This window comes from Paenibacillus sp. FSL H8-0260, assembly GCF_045040625.1.
GTDB lineage: Bacteria > Bacillota > Bacilli > Paenibacillales > Paenibacillaceae > Paenibacillus_AQ > Paenibacillus_AQ odorifer.
On record NZ_CP150298.1, the window covers coordinates 4,126,073 to 4,151,615 of the forward strand.

18 protein-coding genes are annotated in these 25,543 nt (G+C 42.7%); all 18 read right to left on the reverse strand.

Going from position 1 to position 25,543, the window contains the following annotated elements; all coding sequences use genetic code 11:
• Positions 1 to 89 precede the first annotated feature (89 nt).
• On the reverse strand, positions 90 to 5,609 hold the full coding sequence (locus MHI51_RS18320; protein WP_405173165.1) for a discoidin domain-containing protein: 5,520 nt from the start codon (positions 5,607 to 5,609) through the stop codon (positions 90 to 92).
• 31 nt (positions 5,610 to 5,640) lie between these two features.
• Positions 5,641 to 7,077 (reverse strand): glycosyl hydrolase family 28 protein, encoded by a 1,437-nt coding sequence (locus MHI51_RS18325; protein ID WP_405173166.1) that lies wholly within the window; start codon positions 7,075 to 7,077, stop codon positions 5,641 to 5,643.
• Positions 7,078 to 7,181: 104 nt separating this feature from the next.
• Entirely contained in the window at positions 7,182 to 8,768 is a 1,587-nt protein-coding gene (locus tag MHI51_RS18330) for an extracellular solute-binding protein (protein ID WP_076277781.1), read from the reverse strand.
• An 87-nt stretch (positions 8,769 to 8,855) separates the two neighbouring features.
• Complete coding sequence (locus MHI51_RS18335) at positions 8,856 to 9,719, reverse strand: carbohydrate ABC transporter permease (protein ID WP_076129850.1); 864 nt, start codon at positions 9,717 to 9,719, stop codon at positions 8,856 to 8,858.
• 30 nt (positions 9,720 to 9,749) lie between these two features.
• Complete coding sequence (locus MHI51_RS18340) at positions 9,750 to 10,724, reverse strand: sugar ABC transporter permease (protein WP_076217808.1); 975 nt, start codon at positions 10,722 to 10,724, stop codon at positions 9,750 to 9,752.
• 195 nt (positions 10,725 to 10,919) lie between these two features.
• Positions 10,920 to 13,151: an AraC family transcriptional regulator gene (locus tag MHI51_RS18345; RefSeq protein WP_076277782.1), complete on the reverse strand. Its 2,232-nt coding sequence runs from the start codon at positions 13,149 to 13,151 to the stop codon at positions 10,920 to 10,922.
• Between the two features lie 223 nt (positions 13,152 to 13,374).
• Positions 13,375 to 13,992: a glycerol-3-phosphate acyltransferase gene (locus tag MHI51_RS18350; RefSeq protein ID WP_342409886.1), complete on the reverse strand. Its 618-nt coding sequence runs from the start codon at positions 13,990 to 13,992 to the stop codon at positions 13,375 to 13,377.
• On the reverse strand, positions 13,992 to 15,083 hold the full coding sequence (locus tag MHI51_RS18355) for a glycosyltransferase (protein ID WP_405173167.1): 1,092 nt from the start codon (positions 15,081 to 15,083) through the stop codon (positions 13,992 to 13,994). Before MHI51_RS18355 ends, MHI51_RS18350 begins: the two co-directional genes overlap by 1 nt.
• A 65-nt stretch (positions 15,084 to 15,148) precedes the next feature.
• A complete protein-coding gene (locus tag MHI51_RS18360) occupies positions 15,149 to 16,351 on the reverse strand; it encodes an MFS transporter (protein WP_405173168.1) in 1,203 nt (400 codons plus the stop codon).
• A gap of 10 nt (positions 16,352 to 16,361) precedes the next feature.
• The gene (locus MHI51_RS18365) at positions 16,362 to 17,399 is read right to left on the reverse strand and encodes an ROK family protein (protein ID WP_076277785.1); all 1,038 of its coding nucleotides are present in this window, start codon (positions 17,397 to 17,399) and stop codon (positions 16,362 to 16,364) included.
• Positions 17,400 to 17,586: 187 nt separating this feature from the next.
• Positions 17,587 to 18,102: a GNAT family N-acetyltransferase gene (locus tag MHI51_RS18370; protein ID WP_405173169.1), complete on the reverse strand. Its 516-nt coding sequence runs from the start codon at positions 18,100 to 18,102 to the stop codon at positions 17,587 to 17,589.
• Positions 18,103 to 18,104: 2 nt separating this feature from the next.
• Positions 18,105 to 19,307 carry a Gfo/Idh/MocA family oxidoreductase gene (locus MHI51_RS18375; RefSeq protein ID WP_341003053.1) on the reverse strand — a complete coding sequence of 401 codons (1,203 nt, stop codon included), beginning with the start codon at positions 19,305 to 19,307 and terminating at the stop codon, positions 18,105 to 18,107.
• Positions 19,304 to 20,164, reverse strand: a complete 861-nt coding sequence (locus MHI51_RS18380; protein WP_405173170.1) for a metallophosphoesterase family protein — start codon at positions 20,162 to 20,164, stop codon at positions 19,304 to 19,306. Before MHI51_RS18380 ends, MHI51_RS18375 begins: the two co-directional genes overlap by 4 nt.
• Before the next feature lie 12 nt (positions 20,165 to 20,176).
• Positions 20,177 to 21,013, reverse strand: coding sequence for a carbohydrate ABC transporter permease (locus tag MHI51_RS18385; protein WP_081393686.1), 837 nt, complete (start codon positions 21,011 to 21,013; stop codon positions 20,177 to 20,179).
• Between the two features lie 84 nt (positions 21,014 to 21,097).
• Positions 21,098 to 21,988, reverse strand: a complete 891-nt coding sequence (locus MHI51_RS18390; RefSeq protein WP_076129840.1) for a carbohydrate ABC transporter permease — start codon at positions 21,986 to 21,988, stop codon at positions 21,098 to 21,100.
• 104 nt (positions 21,989 to 22,092) lie between these two features.
• On the reverse strand, positions 22,093 to 23,469 hold the full coding sequence (locus MHI51_RS18395; protein WP_405173171.1) for an ABC transporter substrate-binding protein: 1,377 nt from the start codon (positions 23,467 to 23,469) through the stop codon (positions 22,093 to 22,095).
• 32 nt (positions 23,470 to 23,501) lie between these two features.
• Positions 23,502 to 24,389 (reverse strand): DUF6923 family protein, encoded by an 888-nt coding sequence (locus tag MHI51_RS18400; protein WP_340033241.1) that lies wholly within the window; start codon positions 24,387 to 24,389, stop codon positions 23,502 to 23,504.
• Between the two features lie 138 nt (positions 24,390 to 24,527).
• A complete protein-coding gene (locus MHI51_RS18405) occupies positions 24,528 to 25,382 on the reverse strand; it encodes an AraC family transcriptional regulator (RefSeq protein ID WP_076277791.1) in 855 nt (284 codons plus the stop codon).
• Positions 25,383 to 25,543: the final 161 nt, after the last annotated feature.

Below are 25,543 nucleotides of genomic sequence, written 5' to 3' on the forward strand. Positions count from 1 at the left end.
TCCCTCAATAGTATCCTTTAACTGCTATAAAAAAGCCCCTCCCTTGGTCATCCCGAAGAAAGGGCCTTCCTATTACATCAGCTCTATGGTCAGTTTCTTGGCTTGACAGTTACTGTGATTTTCTCGCTAGATGTCTCGCCTGATGCATTGACTAATACCGCGTAGTATTCATATACACCTGGTGCCTTATCTTTAAGTTTCGTAACTGTCATCTGAGCCGCAGGGGTAGCCGTGCTTAGTGTCTGTGTGTCGATTACTTCTCCGTTCTCATACAAACGGTACTCAGTACCATTCGTTCCCCACCACATATTCATCACAACGTCGTAAGTTCCATCCCCACTCCAGTTGTCGTGGGATACTATAGGCTTGCCCGGCGCTGCATCTGTAACAGTAAGGATTAGCGGATCGCAGGTAGTCGAACCGAAGCTGTTGACTAGCTCGCACGTGTACTTGTAGGTTCCATTTGATTTGCCCAAAATATCCGTACTCATGGCTTGTGCATTCGGTGAGCTGTCCGTCAGCATCTGGGTACTGATCAGTACATCGTTTTCATAGAGCTTAAACTCGGTACCGTTGTTCCCCCACCAAAGATTCATCGTGACGGCATAGCTGCCATCTCGAAGCCCGGTGTCGTGCCCATTATTGTCAGTTAACACTGGCTTTCCAGGGGCTCCACCAGCAAGCGGAGTTGTACTCTGGAGCCATTGTGACCAACGGACTAGAACCTCTGCCTGCTCAGAAGTGAACACCTGATTGCTCTGGAGATTCACTTCACTATTAAAAGCTTCCAGCAAGCTATGAACTTCTGCGCCAGCATGCTGCTGAGCTTTTTCTTTGGCGTTAGCCAGCTGCTGCTTAAGTGAATTGGTTACGTTTTCTAAATCTGGAGCACCCGTCTCAGCTGCAAAATTTTCGGTTAATGCCGACAAGCTGTCAAATGTCGCATATACACTATACGAATGCTCTGCCAGCCCGACATTGCCCGCCGCATCCTCGGCTTTCGCAGTTACACTATGAGTTCCCGCTTCCAGCGTATATGCTTTAACATCTGCGAGCGTTGAATCACATGGCGAATAAGTGATGCCTGATACAGTATCAGCTGCACTACAGGTGATGTTTAATGTCTGCTCTATGGTATAGGAACTCTCTCCTTTAATTACCACCTGTGGTGCGGTCCGATCAATCTTCACCACAGCAGGCTTCTGCGGCTGTTCCACATTACCCTCTCTATCAACGCTCCAATAAACTAACTTATGGGTTCCTTCATTGGACAAAATAACTGAATTCCCGGTTTGCTGCTCGCCATCGTTTACTGTGAAATAGGTTGCCGCAACACCAGAGCCTGCATCTGTAGCTGTGAAGGTTACCAACGTATCCTTGTTGGTCCAACCTTGTGGCGCATCATCCGTTGTCACCGGAGCTGTTGAGTCCGCCCCTTTCACTACGCCATAAAAGCGTAATTCCGCCATGTTTCCAAACCAATTACTACTATTATAGATCCGGATATAACGATAGGCTTCTGCGTTACTAATACTTAAGGTCTGCCAATCCATCGTTTTTCCTGCAGGAGAGGAGATTGTCGTCCAGCTTGTATGATCATTCGAACCCTGAACCACAGTCCCATTGATTCGTGTAAAATAATTATCTTGCCTGGAAAGCACCTCTGCCTTGGACAGTTGGACCCTATTCCCTTCTTTAAAATCAAACGTTATAAATCCTCCATATCCACTACCATTTACCCGAAAATCCGTAATTGTGCCTGCATTTCCATCGAATAATGATCCCGCAACATTCCTGAGATCGGTTGGTGTTCTCCCACTGGAATCACTTAAATTAGTAATCGCAAGCACATTACTAATCAACTCGGTCTCATCGGGAATGTACAGAGAGGAACCATCTGTAGTTGATGTTTTTTCCGGCCCCTCGATTCCCTCCTTTGACTTGTATTTAATACTAAAGTTCACAGGTCCAGGTTGTGCGTTATTGCCCATGACCGCTTCAGCCGTCCAATTGATCTTATCGACAGTAGCAACGGTTGCAACTTGATCCTGAATATTGACATTCACTTGGTTAATTGCATCGCTTGCTTTAAAAGACAATTTCACCGTGTCCCCAGGCACAATTCGTTTCTGGATACTTTGGTCGGAGCTAATAGACACCACATCAAGCTTTGAATTGATTGTAACATCACCATACAAACGTAGTTCAGCCATGTTTCCATACCAGTTGTTTCCATTGGTGATGCGGATATAACGATAGGGTTCTGTGCTGTTAATCGTCAACGTCTGCCATTCCGGCGTATTTCCTGCTACATTAGAGATCGTGATCCACGTCACATTGTCGTTGGAGCCTTGCACCACTGTTCCATTAATTCTGCCCGCATAATTATCTTGCCTTCCGATTACTTCTACCCTAGACAGCAATGCCTGGCCGCCTTCTTTAAAGTCAAAGGTTAGATATGCACCATAACCACTGCCATTTAAACGAAAATCAGTGATAGAACCTAAATGATTATCAAATAAAACTTTTGCTGTTGCCAAAAGATCAGCCGGATTTCTCCCACTGGAATCGATTAGGTTTGCTATCTCAAGCACATTAGCGACAAGTCCCGTCTGATCTGCAATGAATAAAGTAGAACCATCTGTTGTAAAAATAGTCTCTACTGCATCCGCTCCAGCTGCCGTTTTATAATTGATCTTAAATTTCACAGTACCTGATGGAACATTTTCATTCACCACAAGCTTAGCTGTCCAGTTGATATTGTCCACAGAACTGACTGCAACAGGTTGACCCTGTATATGGGCCGTGGCATTATGGATCATTTCTGTAGACTTAAAGGATAATTGAATCGTATCCCCTGGTATAATTCGATTTCTTAAGCTTTGATCCGAGTGAATGGACACGGACTCTAATTGATTTACTGTCTCATACCGCTGGCCAAAGATTCTAAATTCAGCAATTTCCAGCATAGTACTCGAAGGCTTTATCATTTCCATTTTCAAAAATCGGAATTTTTCATGCTCCAGGCCTGCTTGAACCTCAAGTCTCTGCATCTCTTCAGTAACTGTTGTCAAGCCGGGGGTTAAGCGGGTCCAATTTTCTTTGTCATTCGATCCGAACATTGCAACGCCGCCAATTCTCTCCGGAAAACTAGCTCTTACCTGAAGCTCAAAGCTTTCTGCTGATATTTGAAAATCCGGTCCTAAATCCATGTAATGCGCCCGATCCTGCGCTGTATAATACCCCACAAAACTATCATTTGTGTTGTCCAGCAGATTCGGGACAGCGTTACCAAAGGTTGAGCTAACAAACATATTCGTAAAATTAACACTTCCATCTTTCATTAATGGCGTCAATTCTTTAAGACTTTGCACTGCGAGATTCAGGTCAAATAACTTCTGATAGAAGACCTCGTCAGTGGCAGTAGTAATTACATCCATTACCTCAGCGTGCACTTGCTTATAGTAAGCTAACGTTGCCGAAATGTAAGGCACATCAACATGATAAGGAGAAATGACGGCGTTGACGGCAGATTGCCGATCATTCGCTACTACAACACTAACATCCTTAGCTGTAACCGAAGTTCCATCTGCGGCACTCACTACAAAGGAGTAGGTTCCCGCATGTGCTCCAGACCAAGAGAAGACACCTGAAGTCTCATTGAACACTGCACCCTCAGGTAACTGATCCGCTTGATAGGTAACAACATCCGTTTCACCTGCGTCTGTCGCAGAGAAATCAAATTGAATTGCAGCTGTAGATCCCTCATAGGTAAATAAAGATACTGGTGCCTTTCCTGTTGTAAATACTGGAGGGGTAAGCTGTGCCCCAGCTTTTAAATTAATATGGTCAATATCGACTGTTGTTCCATTTCCTTTTACATTAAAATAGACAAGATCGCTGAAGCCTTGGAACTCATTGAACTCATACTGAATATACCTCCATTGCCCCTTTGTATCAGGCAGCGTAACGGTATCGCCAAACACCTCCATGGTTGCTATGCCATTAGTCCGAATCTTAAAAGCAATGATTCGTTCGCCACTGCTTGCACCCACAAAAGCAATTTTACTGCCCTCATCTGTTGCGGTAATTTCAACGTAAGTAGTGTCTCCTTCTTGTTTTGTGGTGGAGTGACCATCAAGCTTCGTGTACCGGTCTTCTAGTTCTCTCAAATCTGGATTCGTTATCACCTTCGGCAAATTGAGCGTACCCTCGCCCTCTGCTTCTTTAGGAATGTACAGCCAATAATCCCCGCCTCCATCCGGAGACTCCCAATAGAAAGGCAATCGCTTAGCAAACATCTCGCTAAAATAAGGAGCTTCAACCTCCATATTTATTCCAGCTGTATATTTATAATAATAATAAAGATCATAGACATTACCCCCAATTCTCCCCCTGTAACCGCCAGCCAAGTGTTTATAGATAATCGTTGGATTTCCATTTACATCTGTATGTGCCGCCACTGGAATCCATGGTGTATCATGGCCAATCATATACTGAGCAAAGTAGTCGGCAGCTTTTAAAATCCGTTGATCTAGAAATTCATACGGACCCACCGCATTTGGCGCACTAGAAACAGTCCCCTCTACCGGATCTACCTTTGTTTCCTGAGCCAATAATAAACGTGATAAAATCTCTACATTCGTTATATCCCCAGCGCCATGCGCCTGATCTCTGCCCATTTCAACATGCTGAACTACGGGTGGATTAACTTTTTCCCCTGTTACAATATTTGTATCAACCCATCTGAATAAAGCTTTTATCGCGCCATTTTGCCCTTGATCGACAGCGGTTTTATTGACGGTAAACCATTCAACTCCCTCATTGTACCTCTCTGTATTTCCTGTAAAAATATAACCTGACATAGCTCCAAGCAGCGGATAAAGATGCTGGTTCATAAAACGATCATTTGTGTGTTGGAACGTTTCAATAACCGGATTAATAAGATTATTCGTAAAATCAGCGACATCTTTTTCCGTCCATTTCAGCTCTTCAGTTTGAGCACTTGTGTACCTTAAGATTTCCGCCGCAGTAACCATTCGATTAAGTGGAATTCCTGTATGAATATGTGCATCATTAAAATACACGTATTTCTCAGGGTCCATCTGTGACCAAATCCGGATAATATGCATGGCATTGGCTCTGTAAACCTCATCACCCGATATTACATACAATAGAGCTTGTGTATAAGCCTTCAAACCATCCGCTATAAATCTTGAATTAAAGCCCTGGCTATTAAAAGCATCGCTCGCTGGTTTCAACGGATCCGCACCACTTTGATTGTTGGAAGTGACCGTCCTTGAAGCTGCCGGAGAGAGAAGCATCTGATTATAATAAGTGATCCAGGGTTCTTTTTGCGCCCGTACCTGTGTCCTAATATTCTCAAGAATATCCTTGGTCAGGCCAACACCCGGATGTTTGAATCCGCTTTCATCTATAACCTCATTAATGGTAGGTTGGTAATCCGTAATTATCGACAGCTCTGTCGATTCTACTGCGGCTCCTTCTGCCGATAAAGGCACTAGCGTTATCAACAAACTTAAGGAAACTGTGATCCTAACAATACGTTTAAGCGATTTTCCAAAGAGTAGCTCTTTAAATGAATTCATTGTTCTCCTCCATTCATTTACATCCTCTGATTTAATGCAAATAAATACCGCTGGAAAATTCATTCACTACAAAATGTTTGTTATTCAGGTCGACAATAACCTCCCCATTAATCTGAAGATTATAAAAATAAATATCCTTCACACCTCTTTCCTCGTCATAGCCGAATATACGGGAAGGATTGATATTCTTCCCATTGTAGGTGATATCGCTAAACTCTATATTTTCGATACATCGTCCTGCCACCGGATTATAGGTTTTATTCCACACCACGCGGACATCAAACAACTGCCCCAGTTCAAAATCCTCCACCCGGATATTTTTGAAAGTAACCTTACGAACGGTATTGTTATCCCCTGCACAGATTGCCATAACCCCCCAATAATTTTCCTGCGGCTCGTGATGCTCAAGCACATCGATATTTTCAAACCAAATATTTTCTATAAAATCGCCATTATGTTGGTGATCACCATGAATACCGACATGCATGGCATGAGCAACGTCCGCCCAGAGTATGGAATCTTTAACTGTGATATGGCGTGAGTCTCCATAATACTCTCCACGGCTGCCGTAAATGGCAATGCAATCATCAGAAGTTCTCAAGAACACATCTTTAATATCCACATTTGAGCTAGCCATCATATCAATTCCATCACACCAGCCGCGTGTACTGAAAGCTTTGAAGTTATGAATGCGGATATGTTTAGACGCTCCGATATATATACTGTAATGCGGAGGATCAAGCGTGATGATCCCTTCGATCTCAATCTGTTCAGAATGCTGGATTTGAACGCCTCTTAAATAAGTGGTTTTCTCCATATCCGCTAAATACAGAACACCTCTGCCGCGAACAACAACATTCTCAGCATGGTCAATCATTATGGATCCGCAAAGGAGCGCGCCTCCGGCAATATAAACTGTGGTCCCAGAAGGGATATGCAGCATTGGATTCTCGAATTGATGAAGCCCGGGCATAAAATATATCGTCTGACGCTCCCCATTAGCCCTTTCTGACAAATGCTGAACTTGTTCTGCGATAGCCGCAAATTGATGTATTCCTGGTTGGACAAGCACTACATTATCATCGTCAAGTATAGGTGGGGCTGTCTCCAAGGGGTTGGCAAAAAGATGCAAGTTACTAAAACGTTCTCCATTGATTTCAATGGAAAGCTTACACGGGTGCTCCAATGTGAACAAAAGGGTATTCTCTTCGATTTGAAAGGGAATATGGGTTGCCAAAGGGCGAATAACCGCTTGTTCAATCTGCCGGTTATTACAATGAACAGAGACCTCCACCGTGCCTTCCATATCAAAATAAACCATCGATGTCGATCGAACCTGATGCATATCCACCTTTGCTTCAAAAACAAACAGTGCTTGCCATACCCCACCAGGCTCTCGTACACTCACTGTAAAATCGTCTTTCCCCAGGGTTTCATTCGGCTGCTCATAAATAATTAATTCGCTCATTTTTACCTCCGTTATCTTAGAATCAACTCACTTAAGGGTTTAATAAATAGGCTGGAGCAAGCTTTTGCTCCAGCCTATCATCCAGTACTAATCAGCGAACCCTGCTATTTACGATCTGCCAGCACTTTATTTACCTCATCCGTTACTTCCTGACCTCCGGCCTTTAGCCAGCTATCCTTGAAATTATCAAAATCTTTACCCGTGTTCGCTTCTCCTGTAACTGCTTTGATAACAAACGTATCTTGCAACGTCTTCAGATTGCCCCAATACTTGGGTTTGCTTGTTAATACCGCTGGTCCCAGTACATCTAGCAATGGTGTAACACCTGGAGTGATCTTGTCTCTCAAATCTAGCAATTCTTGTTTTACCGTATGTTTTTCCATTGAAGTGTCTGTGGAGCTAAGTGGATTATAGAAATTACCTGCTCCCATCTTCGGAGCACTAACCTCTTCATCCGCTTTTGGAATGGCAAGGTCCCCTTCCATATCATAGCTCACACCCAATTGACCGAAACCTGTCAGCAGAAAACCTTCGGAATCCGTAGACACATATTCGAGAATTTCCATAATCTTATGACGTTTCTTCTCATCCTTTTCGAGTTGAACACCGAACAATACCGGTGCCTGTCTTGCACCATACGCGAAAGAATAAGCAACGCCATCTGGGGCTGTAAACGGCTTGCCAGGCACGAATATTTGACCTTTCTCTAGACCAGGTTTTGCGACAAACCCAGATTCTTTATAAAAATTGCCCCACTTCCCGTTATCAACCATACCCACTTTTTGATCAGCAAATTTAATATTGATTTCGTTATTATCACTAGTTATGAATTCAGGATCAATCAGACCTGCTTTGTACCATTTGCTCAATAACGCCAATGCTGATCGCGTCTCTTCTGTAATGCCTCCATAAACTACGTTCCCGGAAGCATCCTTCTTGAACTGATAAGGGGAAACAGCAAATGCTGAGAATACACTTGTGAACAATTGCTCTGGAAGCTTGCCGCGGCCGATTAAGCCGTAAGTATCCTTCTTCCCATTTTTGTCCGGATCTTCATTAACAAATTTGGTGAGTACATCCTCAAGCTCTTCCAGGGTCTTTGGAGGTTCTGAGTAGCCAATATTTTTCAGCCAGGCTTCATTATAGCCCGGAATAAATCCATCAAGACCACCTGGCCAAATTTTCGGGATGCCCCAGTTTTTTTCGTTGTATAAGCCTACGCCCCATGCCCCGGAATCAACCGAATCCAATGCTGCTGCATATTTCGGCATCAGGGATTCAATTTCTGCCTTATCAATCGTCGCAATAATCCCTTGATCTGCCCATTGCACCATATCCGTTTCGTTTGCATCGACCGGGAAGATATCAGGAATATCTCCAGAAGCTAGAAGCACCGAAAATTGTTCTTTCCAAGTTCCACGTTCCAATTTAATATTTTTGATTTTTACATTAAATTTCTTCTCGAGCTCGGTTTGCACATAGTTACCGTCTTCTTCTGGCGTATTAAAGTTGTTCGCCCAAATAATTTCAATCGGAGCTTCAGCTGCTGATGCCCCCCCTTGACCTTGATTCGTCGCCTTCGCTTCGTTAGTGCTATTATTCGCCGCATTCCCGCCGCAACCACTCATGACAAGTGAAGCCGATAGGGCTATCGCAGCAATTTCCAACCATTTCTTGGATGTATGCCTCATATTCTTTTATTTCCTCCCTTTTTTTGTTCATCTATATATTTAGACAGCCCGCGGATATAGCGGACTGTTTAAACCGTTCTAAGCCTTCTAACCCTTAAGTGATCCAACCATAATTCCTTTGACGAAGAAACGTTGCAGGAATGGATAGATCATTAATATAGGCAGCGCTGTAAACATAATAATAGCCGCTTTGACCATTTCAGGAGCCTGCTCATTGGTAGGAAGTGGTAACATCGGATCTCCTTCGGCTGAAATAACAAGCCGTCTTAAGAAAAGCTGCAGTACAATCTTTGATTGATCCTGCATATACAACATTGCATCAAACCAAGCGTTCCAGTGCCCTACTGCAGTCCATAGGGCTAATGTTGCTAGAACAGGCTTCGACAGCGGAATAACAATCGTAAATAAGATCCGCATATCATTAGCCCCATCTATTTTAGCTGAATCCTCCAGTTCCTCCGGTATACCCATAAAGAAATTTCGCAGGAGCAGAAGATTAAACGTGCTGAGCAGGCCGGGGACAATATAAACCCATAACGAATTTATAAGTCCCAGACTTTTGATTAGCAGATAGGTAGGGATAAGCCCGCCGCCAAAAAACATCGTTACGACAATGAACATTGTATAAAATCCCCGGTGCGGCAAATATTTACGAGATAGCGGATATGCTCCCAGTGACAGAAACACGAGTGTCAGAACTGTTCCTACAACTGTGCGGAAAACCGTATTCCCCATCGTTTGCCAGACCGTATCTGTTGTCAGTACACGCTTCCAAGCAAAGAAGGAAACTTCTTTGGGATAGAAATGAATTCCCGGCCGTAGTGCTTCCGCAGGGGTGCTAAACGATATAGAAAGCACATGCAAGAAGGGATAAATCATCGTAATACAAAGAATGATTACAAATAGGATTAGAAAGACTTGGAATACTTTTTCACCAGTGGATAGCTTCAATTGTAGTTACTCCTTCCTTACATTCATTCATTAATAAAGACCTTCCTGCCCCATTTTTTTCGTTATGAAGTTAGCAAATAACACCAGGATAAGACCCACCACATTTTTAAATAATCCAACAGCCGTCGTTAGACTGAACTGAAAGTTTTGCAGACCTATCCGGTACACATAAGTATCTAACGTATCCGCCACCCCATATACAGCTGGTGAATAAAGTGTTAAGACTTGATCGAAGCCAGCATCCAGCACACTCCCTACCCGAAGAATAAGCAGAATAGCAATCACCGGCAGGATCGAAGGAATGGTGATAAATAACGTTTGTTTCCAGCGATTGGCTCCGTCCAGAACTGCAGCTTCGTACATTTGGGAATCGATGCTTGCTAATGCTGCTAAGTATATAATCGTTCCCCAGCCGATTTCCTTCCATATCCCTGACATAACGAGCGTAAAGCGGAAATATTTCTCGCTGCCTAAAAAGTAAATGGGATCAAAGCCGAGCCACTGAATAATATAATTGACCACACCGGAATTCGGAGATAACAAAGCGATCAATATCCCCCCAATAACGATCCAGGATAAGAAATGGGGTAAATAGGATATCGTCTGTGCAACCTTCTTGAAGAAGGAAAACCTAAGTTCGTTAAATAACAGAGCCAATATAATCGGTGCAGGAAAACCAAAAATGATATGGTAAAAACTGATAATAAGCGTGTTCTTAATGATTTTCAAAAAGTCGGGTGAAGCTGTGAACAAATATTCGAAATGCTTTAAGCCGACCCAAGGACTTCCCCAAATTCCATCACGAATAAAATAATCTTTAAAAGCCAGTTGAATGCCATACATCGGGCCATAAGCAAATACGGTATACCAGATGATCACGGGAGCTAGTAATAAGAATAAATATTTGTTTTTTTTGTATTGGCGCCAAGTATGTGTCCACCTCGAGACTTTCGGCTTAAGATTCTCTCCCTGTTTTTGAATGCCAGCAGTGCTTGCCGGGTTCATAGTTGTTTTCTCCTTCCGAATACGATTTTGCGTTAAGACTGTGTCTGAACACCCCTTACGTTAGGGCATTGTAAGCGCTTTTTCTATTGTAAATTCATTAAAATCAGTAAATTATCTTCGTATTGGGGCTATAATTTTTCGAACAAAAGAAAAGACAATCGCGAGACGATTGCCTTTTCCACATGGATTGGAGAATTATGCACTTGAATGGTTCGAATGGTTTGCATTGCCTGCGTTCCTATACTGGACCGGTGTAACTCCGTAACGTGTTTTGAATTTGTTGTGAAAATATTGCGGGTTACGATAACCCACCTGAGCAGAAATCTCAGCCACGGACAGCTGCTTTTTTTCTCTTAATAAATCAGCCGCCTTCTCCAACCGCACTCGGGTTACATATTCAGTGAACGATTCATTCATAACGGTTCCGAACAAGGTAGAAATATACGATGGCGCCAACGAAGCAACCTCAGATAATTTATTTAGCGATAAATCCTCTTGAATATTATCATCGATAAAGATTTTTAATTTATGAATGATCTCTGTATGTGCGTGATTTCCTGACTCTTGAATATAAGCTGTAATTTGTGCCGATAAATCACGAATGGAATCAAGGGTTTCGGCCAACGTCTCCTTTTTGAACTCATCGAACAGACTGGAAGGCGAAACGATTTGTTGCAGATCAAGCTCAATAATGGTCTGATACAGGACCGTAACCAACTGAAGCAGGCCTAACTCAACTGTCTCCAATTGGACATCACCTTTCTCCATGACCCTTTGGAAATCGTCCATAAACCTGTTCATCGTAACGTCATTGCCCGCCTTTAAGGCATTTTTATAAAGATCAAAAGAGAATAAGTGTGGCGTAACATCGTTAAGCGGGATATGTGAATACCGCGCAATAGCTTCCGAACCATAGATAAACCGATATCGATAGGCATGTAAGGCATTTTGATACGAAAAGGGTATTTCTTCAGGTGCCTGAACCTTCGATCCAAGCGCTGCTCCAAAGTGTAGTTGCTCAGGCAACACATTTTTTATAAGCTCCAGTTCCTTCAATAATAGAAGCTCCAGCTCTTCGTGATCCTTATTCAACTCACTGAAATAGATAAGCGCCGCTTCCTGGGTATTTAAGCTGATAAATTTATAAAAGCTATAGGCAGCATGCTGTTCATAAAAAGCCCTGAATTCCTCGCAATCTCCCTTAGTTATACGAATATAGCTAGTCATGTAATGACATTGCAAAGGTAAATAATCGTAATAATCCGAGCCAACGCCTGCACCTAATACCAGATTTTTTAGTTCATTCACTTTAGCTTTAGATTCTAAGGTTTCGATTTTTCGACCTAGCTTTGAGATTGTACTACCAATAATAGCGAATTCATTTTGCGAATAGTTTACGGTGCCTGGATGATAAAAGCTGCGAACATTGTTAACAAGCTTCTTCATCGGAACATATACACGTTTGGAAATCAAATATGCGAATAGAAGCCCAATTAACAATACCAGGATACAGCTGACAAATATTTGGCTCTTCAGCTGCTTTGATGAGGATACAAATGAATTCATAGGCCGTATTAATACGTATTTCCATTGATTATTCGAGGTTTGGTCATTTTTAAAAGACAACACATATTTGTCGCGTTTATTATAATGAATTTCCTTATTATTCCCTGCTGACTCCATCCATTGCTTAGCAGTCTTAAGCCCCTCTTCGACGTTCGAGCCCGTATGGATAATAGGGCTGCCCTTTTCATCAAAAGCATATAGCTTTTCCATCGGCGAGCTCATCGTGCTGGAAATCATTTTATTGATGTATTCTAAGCTAACGTCAATGTACATGGTGCCTGTTGATGTTTTTGATAAAGCACCATAGGGAAGGGCGATTGCGTAAGTCAACACCTCTTCTTCATCCGATAACGTTCTATATGTCCAGCGGTTTAAGGCTGGTGTCACTGAAGTTTTCAAGAAGGAAGCATCTGGAGAATTGTCCAGCTTCGAATAAAATTGGCTGTTATCGATGATATAATTTCCTTTCTCGAAGTATGTAGATATTTTGTAAACGCCTTCATTAGTAAGCTTGAAAATTTCGAGATCCTTGCGAAAAGCTAATATTCTGCTCGTATTGCCTTCCCATTCACTATCCAGTAAATAATTCAGCATAGATTGATTTTCTAACGACAAGGTAGACACTGCTCGGTTGCGGATACTGTTTTCGTATTTTTGCAGCAGCGTATTCTCCACAAAATCACTTGAAGTCATCAGTCGTTGCTTACTGTCTCTGGCAATCTCATCCACCATTAAGCGATTAGCCTGAACATACAGATAACTGCCCACAAGTCCGATTAAAACAACGGCTAATAATGTGAATGAAAAAATCAGATGGGTAAACCATGTGCCTCCATTTCTTAATCTGCCGCCGATCTTCATCACAAGCCCCCCTTTAGTTCATAGCCCTATCTCTGTAACTTTCTAAATTGAAAGCATTTATAATTAAAGATACTAAAATACACCAACTTTAGCCATTATAAAATCTTCTGTTTAAAGATAACGCATCTTATAAAACCGAAAAAAACAGGCTTCCCCGAAATTAATCGCTGGAAACCTGTTTATTAACCTATACAAAACATCTATCGCGACAAAGAAAGTAACTTCAATGCCCCCGCTCCCTTTTTGAATATTCCTTCACCCATGCAATCCATTCTAACCTGTGCGTATACATAAGGATCACAAAGCTCCCAAACCATACCCACAGGATAAGAGCAGACCACTTACTGATGCACAAATAAACACAAAGGAGCAGCATTCCGCTAACCACTTGCACACCATCCGAGACAGGTGAATTTCCTCTGCTTTTGTATCCGCTGCCGAGCACTTTCAACACTGCCAGGATAACTGCTAACGCTAAAGAGGCCTTGAATCCTGTCAACGCGCTCCATACCCCAAAGGTTACGGCAATCGCCTTCCCTCCTTTTCCTTTAAGAAATGGAGAGAAGGCATGACCGGCAATAGGAGCTAAGGCTAGCGGAATAATGAAATAACTCTGACTATAATGACTTTCCATTACCCATAAAAGAGGCAAATATCCTTTTAAAAAATCCAACAACACCCCAAAAATTCCTAATTTATAGCCAGATGACTTCCATAGATTCAATGCCCCCGGATTACCGTCGCCAATGTCTTTCAAGTTCTTTTTACGCGCAAGACCAAGCCAATAGGAAAACATAAGAGATCCCGACAAAAATAAACCCGCGACCCACAATATGATCATTAGTCCCTAGGGCCTCCCACCTGGATTTGCCTTCCTTTCCAGCTTACATGCCTCAGAAAAACGACCTGATATATCGAATAAAGCATAATCAAGATAAAGAATAGAGTTGCCACCACGTGAAATACAGGAATAACGATGCCAAATACACCTACATATTTTATAAAATAAAAGAGTTGGAACATATAAAGGAGATAACCGATCAATAAAGGCATAAACCATGAAGTATTCGCAAAAATAAACACAGTTTCTGAGATGATGAGTCCGATCACCCAAAGCGCGATTGGAATAATTGTCCGCGGGCTTAACGTTGAGGTGCTTAAGACAGCCCCTTTACTGAAGCCTTCAATCTCACTTTTTATCCCCTTCGGATACATACGAAAAGATACTAAGCCATAACCGATAAAATTTCTAATGGGAACACCTGCAGCGATAAACTTCTCTCCTAAAGACAAATCATCCAGCACTTCAGATCTAATGCTTTGATGGCCATTAACTTTTTCATAATCCTGCCTTAAAGCTAGAATACACGAACCGTATAAACCTTTTTTAGCGTTATTCTTTTCAAAAACAGAGGTGAATGTGAAGATCCCCAGCATATTCATGATTAAGGAAAGTTTCTCAAACAGCTTTTCTGTATGATGAAAAGGAACTACCGAAATGACACCTTTCGATAGCTCCCTTACTTTTAATAATGAGGCCAGAGCGTTAGGCTTTAACCGGATATCTGCATCCAAGAAAGCAAAAATATCGCCCGAGGCTTGTAAATATCCATTCCAGACTGCCCAGCTCTTGCCCGTCCATCCCTCAGGGAGACTGCTGTTGGCAATAACCTTAACTCCATAGCTTTCGGCAATTTCCATGGTCCGATCCTCCGAGAAATCATCCACAACAATAATTTCATAGGGGGTAATGGTTTGGAGCTGGAGTGAGTCGAGCAGAAAACGCAAATTGTATTCTTCATTTCTTGCGGGGATGATGATGGACAATTTCTCCGGTCCTTGAAAATGTTCGGGATCGGCGGCCAATATATTCTTTCTAAACAATATAAAACCAGAGAGACATCCAACACCTATAATAATTAACAACCACATTTACAGCTCCCCCCTCCTATAACTATATATATGAAGGGTTAGTCCGTAATATATTCAATTCAAATTTAACCGACATTTACTTTTGCTGAGTATTGATTTAGCTTTTCTGTACACAAGAGCATAACGATGGCGAAAAAAACGATCATCGCAGGAAAAATACCCAGCGTGAATTTCGAAGCTAATAAGCCGATAAAAGGCGGCATCAGCGTGGTGCCAGTATAAGCTGTTGCCATCTGAAAGCCCATAATCGACTGAGCATGTTTCTTCCCGAATCGTACAGGGGTTTCATGAAGCATACACGGAAAAATGGGTGCTAACCCTAAACCTATAATCATAAATCCTACAAGTGAAACTATAGTTGGAAGCGGCAATACTAACAGTACCGTACCGATTAAAGCAATGAGCTGGCCATATCGAATTAGCTGTTTATTACTCATTTTAAAAGTAATGAAACCCGTCACCATTCTACCAAAGGTAATCCCTAGATAAAAAAATGATACCCATGTCGCTGCAGTTGATGCAGGAATGTCTTTAATGTTTACAAGAAAGCTGCTCCCCCATAAGCCCATACTCGTTTCGATGGCAGAATAAAATAAAAAGGTTAACATTGCTAGCTTTACCCCTCTTAATTTCCATGGTTTTGTGTTCTCTGTGGCATGCTCTAGCTCCGGATGGTTGAACTCAGGATCACTTTCAGCATTCGGGTGGTTATTGCTCCCAGCCACTCTATCCCATAAGGGCAGTGTAACGAATAGAATAATGACTAAGCTCAATTGTATGTAAGCAACCGTAAGATAACCTTGCCGCCATAGACCTTCTCCAGAGATAAAAGAGCCCATAATAATAGGACCCAGCGTGGCGCCCACTCCCCAGAAACAGTGTAACCAACTCATATGATGGGCTTTATAATGCGTAGCCACATAACTATTTAATCCGGCATCTACAGATCCCGCACCTAAACCAAGTGGAATTGCAGCAATAATTAACCAGACTAACGAAGGTGACCCTGCAAAACCAAGCAACGCTACAGCAGTCATGATACAGCTAATAAGAGTTACTTTACCTGTACCAAAACGTTTAAGGATAACACCACTCATTAAACTGGACACAATTGTCCCTACTGCAATAACCATCGAAAGAATTCCAGCAGTACCTAATGAAGCATTTAAGTCCATTCTCATCACTGGCCAAGCGGAGCCAAGCAATGAATCCGGCAAGCCTAAACTAATAAATGCTAAATAAATAATAATAAGAAAAAAAGTTGCCATAGTTATCTCCTTAATTGTTCTCATCTATTTGTTGTGAAACTAATAAGCCTAATCCAAGACTTTGTAATCCATTCAGATAATCACGTTTCAAGTTACTTACCGCTAACGCTGGAAGATGCTCCTTCGGAACGTATGTTGCACTCCGTTCATAGATTTGATTAAGCATGGCTGGAGCTAATTCATCCTCACAAAAAATAATATAATGCGGATTCAAAATAGAAGTCATAGTAGCCACTAATCGACTAATGGCATCCACACTATGAATCGATTGCATACTTTGTCCAACAGGATCACCAGTTAATGCCTCTATGAAATTTTTATGATCATACTGTGGCAAAAATTGAACTTCTCCTGAAAAGAACGTCTTTCCTCGCACGATTTCACCATTGACCGCGATCCCAGCCCCCGGACCATTTTTCCCTAAATACAGATACATTAGAGATATATTCTCTTTCAAATTTCGTTGCGTCATATAGCCGATTACAGCGGCATTCATATCATTTTCCACGATTGTCGGAATAGATAGTTGATCTTCTATGTGTCTTTTCAAATCTAAATTCTGATATTTCTCATAACCCGGAATCAGAAAAATCTGCCCATGATTCACCGCACCTGGAACTCCAATAGCCACAGAATGGATTTTAGGATTGGCCTTTTTTTCATCTTCAATAAGCATGACCAGTTTACTAACATCTTCCTCAAGAATACTGGGCAAACTCCCTTCTTTGATTACCTCGCCAATGCAATTATAGATGGTATAATTGGTTTCATTTTTTTCCAAAAAAACAGCCATCCCTAACCGATAATTCGGATTATAGGTGTATCTTATTGCCCTTCTTCCCCCACTTGACTCATCCAAACCGCTGACCGTTATTTCCCCTGCCTCTTCCATCTGCATTAGAAATTTACTTATCGTTGGGAAACTGTATTGCAATTTATGGCTTAACTCTGCCTTCGTTGCTTTTCCTAGTTCTAATAATGCTGTTCGAATACTTCGGATAATTTCAGATTTCATTTGCTGTGAAGGAAGTCGTTTCTCACTCGCCATGGCTCTCCCACTCTCTCACCTATAGTCATACTGACTTATTAAACGCGTTTAATAAGTCAGTATGACTATAGCAGCAATTAAACCTAACGACAAGTTAATTCTTGAATCAAGCTCCTTCAGTAGGTGCAAGAATGAAATAAGGAGGCGTATAGCCCCCCCTAATTCCTAGCATTTATCATTGTCAAAATCAAAGCCTTTGCAGGATTCGCTCCCACCTTTCAGGATGACTATCGTCTAAGTACACCGGCTGAAATCCTAATTTCAAATAAATACGGATGGCGGGCAATCTGAAATCATCGGTTTCTAAAAAGGCTGCCGCTCCACCTGATTCTCTTATTTTGTGCAAAACAGCAAGACTTACAGCATAACCGAGGCCTTTGCCAGAATATTCCGGAAGCACTCCAACCATATGCAAGTACCAGCTCTTAGGGTCTCCACTGCCTAATTCCCAGGCCGTAGCTGTCGCTACAGGCTGATTCCCGCGGCAAATGAACAACAAGCGATCCGAATACAAGGGTACATGAGCACTGATTTTATGAGTAAATTTAACTTCCCTTGTAAAAGAATGGCGGATAAGCTCTTCCCAGTTCCGTTCATCATCCGGCTCGAAATGACGAATTAGATACCCGGTAGGACAGAGAAAAGCAGGCAAGTCGGACAGTATATCTTTTTTCATTACAAGTTTGGAAAGGGCCTGATTCACCGTCAAATTTTCACCTTCGATCTAAAATCAGGAAAAGCTATAACTTTCCCACCCATCTCTACAGATTCCATAGATAATGTAAACACAGAACTCCAAGTAACGGCATCATATACGTCCACCGAAGGGGTCCGATCCTCCTGAATCGCGGAAATGAATTCCTCAAGCACCATAAAATCACCTCCGCCATGTTTCGTCCCAGCAGCGTATTCGCCCCATTTTTTCCATGTTGGATGATCATAAAGTGGCTGATAGCTGTTTAACGGCTCCCACAATTCCTCTCCATCCTCTATATTTTTGGGCGAAAGATTCCTGAACCAGATCAAATCTTCCTCTTGCTGATGGCGGCCCGTAATATACGCCCCTTCAGTTCCTTGCAGCAAATAATGAGTTTTATTATGAGGTCTAACGGAGGACCAGTCTACACGCAGTTCAATCAGTACACCCTTTTCCGTTTGAATGACCGCAACCGCGCTATCCCCTTGCCGCCAGAAACCTTCACGCGCTGCCGGATGATCTTTTCCATAATGCTCTCCAAAATAATATTGTAAGGATCTTGATTTAGAAACAAAAGTCGAGATGCTTTTTAATCGATCTCCATCAGGCTTATTGAGATTAATCCATTGGGCAACTGGACCTATAGAATGCGTCGGATAATTGATCCCGTTATACTGCTGATGTAACTGCCCCCGCCAAGTCAGAGATCCATCCGGATGATGAGTCAAGTGACGCAAATCATGGATATATCCGCCTTCCAGATAAGTAATTTCACCGAACATGCCTTGATCCGCCATATGTTTAATCGTCAGATTGGAGCGCGAGAAGCAGTAATTTTCAGACATCATATATTTAAGTCCAGTTTGTTCAACAGTTTCAATAAGCTCCCAAGCTTCCTCTAAAGATTGGATCGAAATCACTTCGCTTAGGACATGCTTACCCGCTTTTAAAGCATCCATAGATTGTCTGGCATGCAAATGCATGGGGCTTAAGATAAACACTGCATCTATCGCCGAATCTTTTAACATTTCATGATAATCCCGATAGGTTCGGATGTCCGGAAATTTCTCTTTCCATTGATTAAGAACCCACTCATTCAAGTCACAAGTGGCGGTGAGATGTATCCGATCCGATAGAGAGTATAGTGCATTCATAAAACTGGCCCCGCGATTCCCGCCTACGATGGCTAATCTTACTGGCTGGCGATTCATTGCTGGTCCACCTGCTTTCTGTCCCTTTGAAATCGATTGATGATTAGTTCCTGATCTCCCGCCTCCCCTTCAGCCTGCGGATATTTTTCATAATCAAAAATGCTGAGGGTAAATAATGAAGACCATTTACTTAATTGCTCGCTCGCCAGACTCACCATCTCTAACCGGATCTCATCTTCAAGCACAGTGAGAATTCGAGCAGCAGGAATATCCAGAATGGAGGCCGTTTGAATGAAATGCCAGTTTTCTTGTCTAACGATAGAATGCACATGATTATGCCCGTTGAAATAGAAACCCACACCTTGCCATTGCTTCAATATCGGCCAAATATCCAAGCTGGGATCCAGTGACATCATTGGCTCAGTTGATCTAGCCGTCGTATTATACAAGGGATGATGGCCAAAAACGAATAGTGGCTTATCTGTAGTCCGCTTCATTTGTGCTTCGAGCCAGGCTAACTGTTCATCATCAAGCGTTCCGCTCCAATCGTCACGATTTTCCCGTGCGGTATCCAGCAATATAATGATCGCACGGGTCTCTTCAATCACACTGTATCGCTGCTGCCGGGTGACGGAAAGGATTTCTTGCTTAGGATAAGTGTACGTATCATGATTGCCAAGAACATGTAGAAAACGCCTGGAATGCTTGCTGTCCTTAATCTTACCCATGATATAATGAAATTCGCTAAATTCTCCTGCATGCACCATATCTCCCACAGAAATATGATAATCGGCTGGGATGGACAAAAATAAATTCATAAATTGCTCGTAAAAAGCATCTCGTGCCTCTTTAATCAAAACCTTGTTGTTTAACAATTCGTCCGGATAATGTAAGTCTCCGATAATCGCCAGCCTCATAAATGCCTCCTCCTAACCTTTAATGCCAGAGCTCATAAAACTACCTATCACTTGCCGTTGGAACAATAAAAATCCAATCATTAAGGGTGCCGAGACAATCAGCGTAGCCGCGCAGACATCAGACCACTGTGCGCCTGATTCCGTGGCTTTTGCGAACATGGCCAATCCTACAGTTAACAAGCGATTTTCCTCTGAATTGGTTACAATTAACGGCCACAAGAAATCATTCCAATGAAAGCTGACCGACACGATGGCAAAGGACACATAAATCGGGCGTGACAGTGGAACATAGATTCTGGAAAGAATACGCAGCCGTGAGGCGCCTTCCACCCGGGCAGCTTCATCGAGCTCATAGGGTAATTGCTTAAAGGATTGTCTTAAGAGAAACACTCCAAAGGAGGAGGCAAAGTAAGGCAGCATAATCCCCAGCTTGGTATCCAGCAGACCCATTTCGTTCAACACCTGATAGTTGGAAAAGATAAGAACATCTGGCGGCACCATAATTTGCACTAAAAATAACAGGAATAGCAGCTCTTTTCCAAAGAAACGTACTCGTGCGAACGCATAAGCAGCCATTGTCATCGTAACGAGTTGCACAGCTAGCACAACACCGCACACCAGCAATGTATTCATTAAAAATCGTCCAAAAGGCGCTCCATTCCAGACATGAATCAAATTCTCGAACGTAAAGCCCCAAGACCAGCCCGAATCGATAGCGACGTCTTTAGGTAAAAAAGCCGTTCTGACCACCCATAGGAAGGGAATGATCCAGACCGCGGCAAAAGTAAATCCAACCACATGCCACAGTATCTGCTGGATTCGGCGCTTCGTTTTTTCTGAGTTCAACATACGCTCCTCTTCTAAAGCTTTACGTGTATTCTGCCTTAATACTAAGGGCAGCTTTAATGGATTATCCTCCACGGATTCCACCTCCTATTCATAATGAATTTTCCGATCCCAGCCAAAAAACTGCAAAGAGGAAATCAGGAGCAGCAACACGATCATGACCACCGTCATCGATGCGGCCATTCCTTGATCGTAGAAATTAAAAGTGGACTCGTAGATATAATAAAGCAGCAAGTTGCTTGCATTGTTCGGGCCGCCTTTTGTCATAATCCAGAGATGGTCAACCAGCTTAAAGGAATTCGTTATCGCCACAACAGCCACGAACAGCGTAGTTGGCATCGTAAGCGGAATTGTAATTCTACGGATGGAGGTGAACGTACCAACTCCGCTTACTGCAGCCGCTTCATATAAATCCTTAGGAATCTGCTGCATTCCTGCTAAATAAAAAATCATAAAATATCCGGCTTCTTTCCAAATCATCATGATGACTAATGCGCCCATCACTGTATCAGGGGTTCCCAGCAAATTCATAGGCTGATCCGCGATCCAAGAAGCCAATCTGGCGAAAAGCCCAAAATGAGGGGTATACAGAAACAACCAAATGTTCGCCACCGCGATCATTGGGATCATATTCGGATAGAAAAAAGAAAGACGTGCCAGTCCCCGCCCTTTTATCGCCTTGTCGGCAAACAGTGCCATCAAGAAAGCCAAAACTATTGAGGTTGGTACTGTGCCAAGAGCGAACCATATATTGTTACTGAACACCTTCAAAAAAACATGGTCATGCAATAGATTAGCGTAATTCTCAAATCCTACGAACAAAGGCTCAGGAGTTGCTAAGTTTTTCTCATAAAAGCTGAGCCAAAGCGATTTAAACATAGGGTAATAAGTAAACAAGCAAAGAAAAAGCAGCGACGGCAACACAAGTCCCCAGCCGAATCCGTTTCGTCTAAGCCTCTCACTCCATCCGGCATTCATACCATTCAATCCTTCCCTGTTAAAGGTTTCTACGATTATTGAATAATGGAATGACGCCAGAACATGCTACCAAGGCTGTCCTGGCGTACCCCATACCTTAATAATTACTTATTGAAGGGAGCTAGTGCCTGATCTGCTTCTGCTTGCGCTTTTTTGAGCGCACCTGCGGCATCAATCTCTCCTGCCAATGCCGCTTGAATCTGATTCGTTATTACCGTCGATACTTTACCATGATTATGAGTGGATAATTCCCGGAACGCATATTCCAGCTGGTCTCTTGCAACCAATGCTTGCGGGAAATCCGCCGTATATTTCTTCATTGCATCTGTATCATATGCGGATTTTCTTACGCCAACATAACCGGATGAGCTGCTGAAGAGGGCCGCCTGTTCCGAAGCCGTCATGTATTTGGCGAATTCCCAAGCTGCAGCTTGTTTTTCAGGAGATGTGTCCTTGAAAATATACAGATTGCCGCCACCAGTGGGTGATCCAAATTGCTTTTGTGCAGGTGGGAACGCTACACCGAATTCGAATTTTGCATTATTTTTTACATTGGTCAAGTTGCCGCTTGTATGCATCATCATGGCTGTTTTACCTTGAATGAAATCTGTTGGAACCGTGGCCCAATCAATAACACCTTCCGGCATCGCCTTATATTTATGGGACAAATCCAACCAGAATTGCAATGCCTCCACATTCTCCGGTGTATCAAACATCGCTTTTTTGCCATCGGAAGACATTATGTTTTGCTTCGGATCAGAAGCATTTTGCCGAGCAAGCATTTGAAACATCCAATACGAATCATCATTGCCCGGAATTTCCAGCCCAACGTGACCGTCTTTGTTCAGCTTCTTAGCATAAGTTACAAGCTCATCCCATGTAGTGGGTGGTTTCTCTGGATCAAGTCCTGCGGCTTTGAACATTTCTTTGTTGTAATACATAACAATCGTGCTTCGCTGAAAGGGCAGGCTGTACGTTTTACTTTCAGACTGAGTATCCTCCACAAAGGCGGGATAAAAGTCTTCCATTTGAATGTCCTTGTCCTTCGCAATATAATCATCCAGCGGAACAATCGCATTCATATCGAGCATGCTGTATAGCTCTGTTGACATCATGACCGCGACATCCGGTGGCTGCTTAGCTTGTACACCCGCTTGGATTTTTACGGTATTATCACCGTAATTGCCTGTGTACACGGGATTAACTTTAATCTCTGGGTGCTGTTCCATGAATGCATTAGCCATCCCATCGATTACTTTAGTAAGAGGCCCCCCCACATTAACCGGATAATAAAAGGTAATCTCCACCGGTTTAGCGGCTGGAGTCTCTGTGGATTCAGGAGTTGCTACGATTGCTGTAGGCTGAGCGTTATTAGTTTTCGCTTTGGCTTCAACTGTACTATTATTTGCTTGGCCGCAGCCCGCTACTGCCAGCATAGAAACGGATAATAGCGTCAGAATGATTTTGGATTGCTTTAGCATTTCTGTTAGCCCCTTTTTCGCTTGGATTTGAATTAGAATGCATAATGGCGAAAGTTCACACTAATACGATTTGAGCCTACATCAAGAATATGAAGCTGGGCACCATCAGCGGTGGGCAATACAGCAATTCCCTGAGCTTCAGTACCACTAGGCAGATTGCGATCAAAGGCCACAGATACGTTTCCAGTCTCCGGATCAATCTGGTAAACCGTTTGGGTCGCGTTATCCGTAGAGGCATATAGAACCCCGTTGTACACTTCGGCACCTTGAATTCGATCAATGCTTTGGGAAAGTGGAACGGTTGTGATTACATGCATATCGTCGAGGCTAAGTACATTCAAGACGCTTGCATTACTCCACTGAGCTGTATAAACCTGACCGCGAGCGGCATCCACCGCTACCCATGGTACACCGCCAATATGCAAATTCAGCGGCAAAGCATAGGATGTGCCTGTATATTTCAAAGTGTTCACATCATAAAGGGCGATGTAAGGATGCTGATAGTTTTTGCCGTCTTCAATAGGAGCGTATATTTTACCGTTATAGTAGGAAATATCACCAATATGGTCTCCACCTTGGGAGGCAATCTCCAGTGGAATAGCCAATTCATTCCGTGCTTTTACGGATTTTCCATCAAGTCCAGTCCGTAAGAGCCCATACGAGGAATTAAAGATCCATGAATTCCCGTCTGTAGCCACCCCTTGTCCTCTTTCAAGAGCATCTAGTACCCAAAAGGTTTGCTTGGATACTTCATGCCATCCAGCAGTGATCATAGAAGCTGAAGTTGACTCTGCGCTGGACTCTACCTCGGTGTTTACTAGGTTATCCGGTCCGACAGGTGTGGCAGATGCTACTAAAGATAAAGAACTGGTCGTAAGTACCCCCGCGCAAATCAGACTGAATAATCTTTTTAATCTCATGTTTTCTCTCCTCCTAATAAGGTTGTAGTTCGGCATTTGTACGCCTTACTTCAACCTTATTATAGGAGCTGGCTGCAGCTCTCTAATTGAACAAAACACTTCATTCCTTGAATAAAACTCTCATTTACAAGAATAAAATTAATAAACCATATGATTAGGCTTGGAGGCGCTTTGATTCGCATACAGCTTTGGGGTTAGGCCGGTTTCTCGTTTGAACAATCTAGTAAAATGTCCTTGATCGGCGAAACCCACCTGAGACGCAATTTCCTTCAACCCAATTTTCCCGGAACGAATAAGAAATTTAGAACGTTCGATTCGCAGCCGGATCAAATAGTTATGGGGGGTATATCCTGTCTGTTGTTTAAAAATCCGAATAAAATGTGATTGGCTCATATTAGCCATAGTTGCGAGATCAGTCAGTTGAATCTCATCTTCCAGCCGCTCACGCATAAATTGAATGACCTGAAATATCTCTTGGTTGGCGGGCGTTTTACTGTTTGAGTGCTGGGGGATCACAGAAGAATAGTGTTGTAACAAATGAATAATTAACATATTCGATAAAGAGTCGCTGTATATTTTCCCTTTGGCACCGCCATTCTGCAATTCCTCCAGCATCCAAAGCCCTAATTGCAGCAGCTTGGAATCCTTGACATGAAATTTGCGGTCCAATTGGATATGTCCTTCCTTCAGATAACCTGATTCACGAGCAATCTCTTCGATGACCGCTGGTGTAATTTCAATTTTCAAAAAATAGAGCGAGGTTCTGCCCCAAGGACAAAGAAGGCTCTCATTACAAGGGGTAATATGAATGGTGTAATAGTTTTCGTAGTAGGCTGTGCAGTGAATCCCAATTAAATATTTTGACTCCGGGGATGGGGTGAAAGCTTGCTGCGGGCTATACCATTGTGAAACCTGAAGCTTATCCCAACCAAAAGTATCGCTTGCAAGAACAGGCTGGGTAGTGGTAAAGGACGATTCTTCCATTTCTCTCATATTTCATCCCCCTTTTCCCCTCAATATAACAAGCCTATATACGCTCCGCGTCAATGAGCTGTAAAAGCTATATTAATTTCCTCTCAGCTTCGAAAGGTGTATACTTCGAAACAGCAAAAAAGAGGGGTAGCCCCCTCTTAGTATTTTTGCATATTCCGTTT

Coding starts and splice junctions, on each gene's coding strand:
- MHI51_RS18350 (WP_342409886.1), bottom strand. CDS start 13,992: ATGATCATATTGTGGGTCGCGGGTTTATTTTTGTCGGGATCTCTTATG.
- MHI51_RS18360 (WP_405173168.1), bottom strand. CDS start 16,351: ATGGCAACTTTTTTTCTTATTATTATTTATTTAGCATTTATTAGTTTA.
- MHI51_RS18365 (WP_076277785.1), bottom strand. CDS start 17,399: ATGGCGAGTGAGAAACGACTTCCTTCACAGCAAATGAAATCTGAAATT.
- MHI51_RS18375 (WP_341003053.1), bottom strand. CDS start 19,307: ATGAATCGCCAGCCAGTAAGATTAGCCATCGTAGGCGGGAATCGCGGG.
- MHI51_RS18380 (WP_405173170.1), bottom strand. CDS start 20,164: ATGAGGCTGGCGATTATCGGAGACTTACATTATCCGGACGAATTGTTA.
- MHI51_RS18405 (WP_076277791.1), bottom strand. CDS start 25,382: ATGAGAGAAATGGAAGAATCGTCCTTTACCACTACCCAGCCTGTTCTT.
- MHI51_RS18390 (WP_076129840.1), bottom strand. CDS start 21,988: ATGAATGCCGGATGGAGTGAGAGGCTTAGACGAAACGGATTCGGCTGG.
- MHI51_RS18340 (WP_076217808.1), bottom strand. CDS start 10,724: ATGAACCCGGCAAGCACTGCTGGCATTCAAAAACAGGGAGAGAATCTT.
- MHI51_RS18395 (WP_405173171.1), bottom strand. CDS start 23,469: ATGCTAAAGCAATCCAAAATCATTCTGACGCTATTATCCGTTTCTATG.
- MHI51_RS18400 (WP_340033241.1), bottom strand. CDS start 24,389: ATGAGATTAAAAAGATTATTCAGTCTGATTTGCGCGGGGGTACTTACG.
- MHI51_RS18385 (WP_081393686.1), bottom strand. CDS start 21,013: ATGTTGAACTCAGAAAAAACGAAGCGCCGAATCCAGCAGATACTGTGG.
- MHI51_RS18320 (WP_405173165.1), bottom strand. CDS start 5,609: ATGAATTCATTTAAAGAGCTACTCTTTGGAAAATCGCTTAAACGTATT.
- MHI51_RS18325 (WP_405173166.1), bottom strand. CDS start 7,077: ATGAGCGAATTAATTATTTATGAGCAGCCGAATGAAACCCTGGGGAAA.
- MHI51_RS18330 (WP_076277781.1), bottom strand. CDS start 8,768: ATGAGGCATACATCCAAGAAATGGTTGGAAATTGCTGCGATAGCCCTA.
- MHI51_RS18355 (WP_405173167.1), bottom strand. CDS start 15,083: ATGTGGTTGTTAATTATTATAGGTGTTGGATGTCTCTCTGGTTTTATA.
- MHI51_RS18345 (WP_076277782.1), bottom strand. CDS start 13,151: ATGAAGATCGGCGGCAGATTAAGAAATGGAGGCACATGGTTTACCCAT.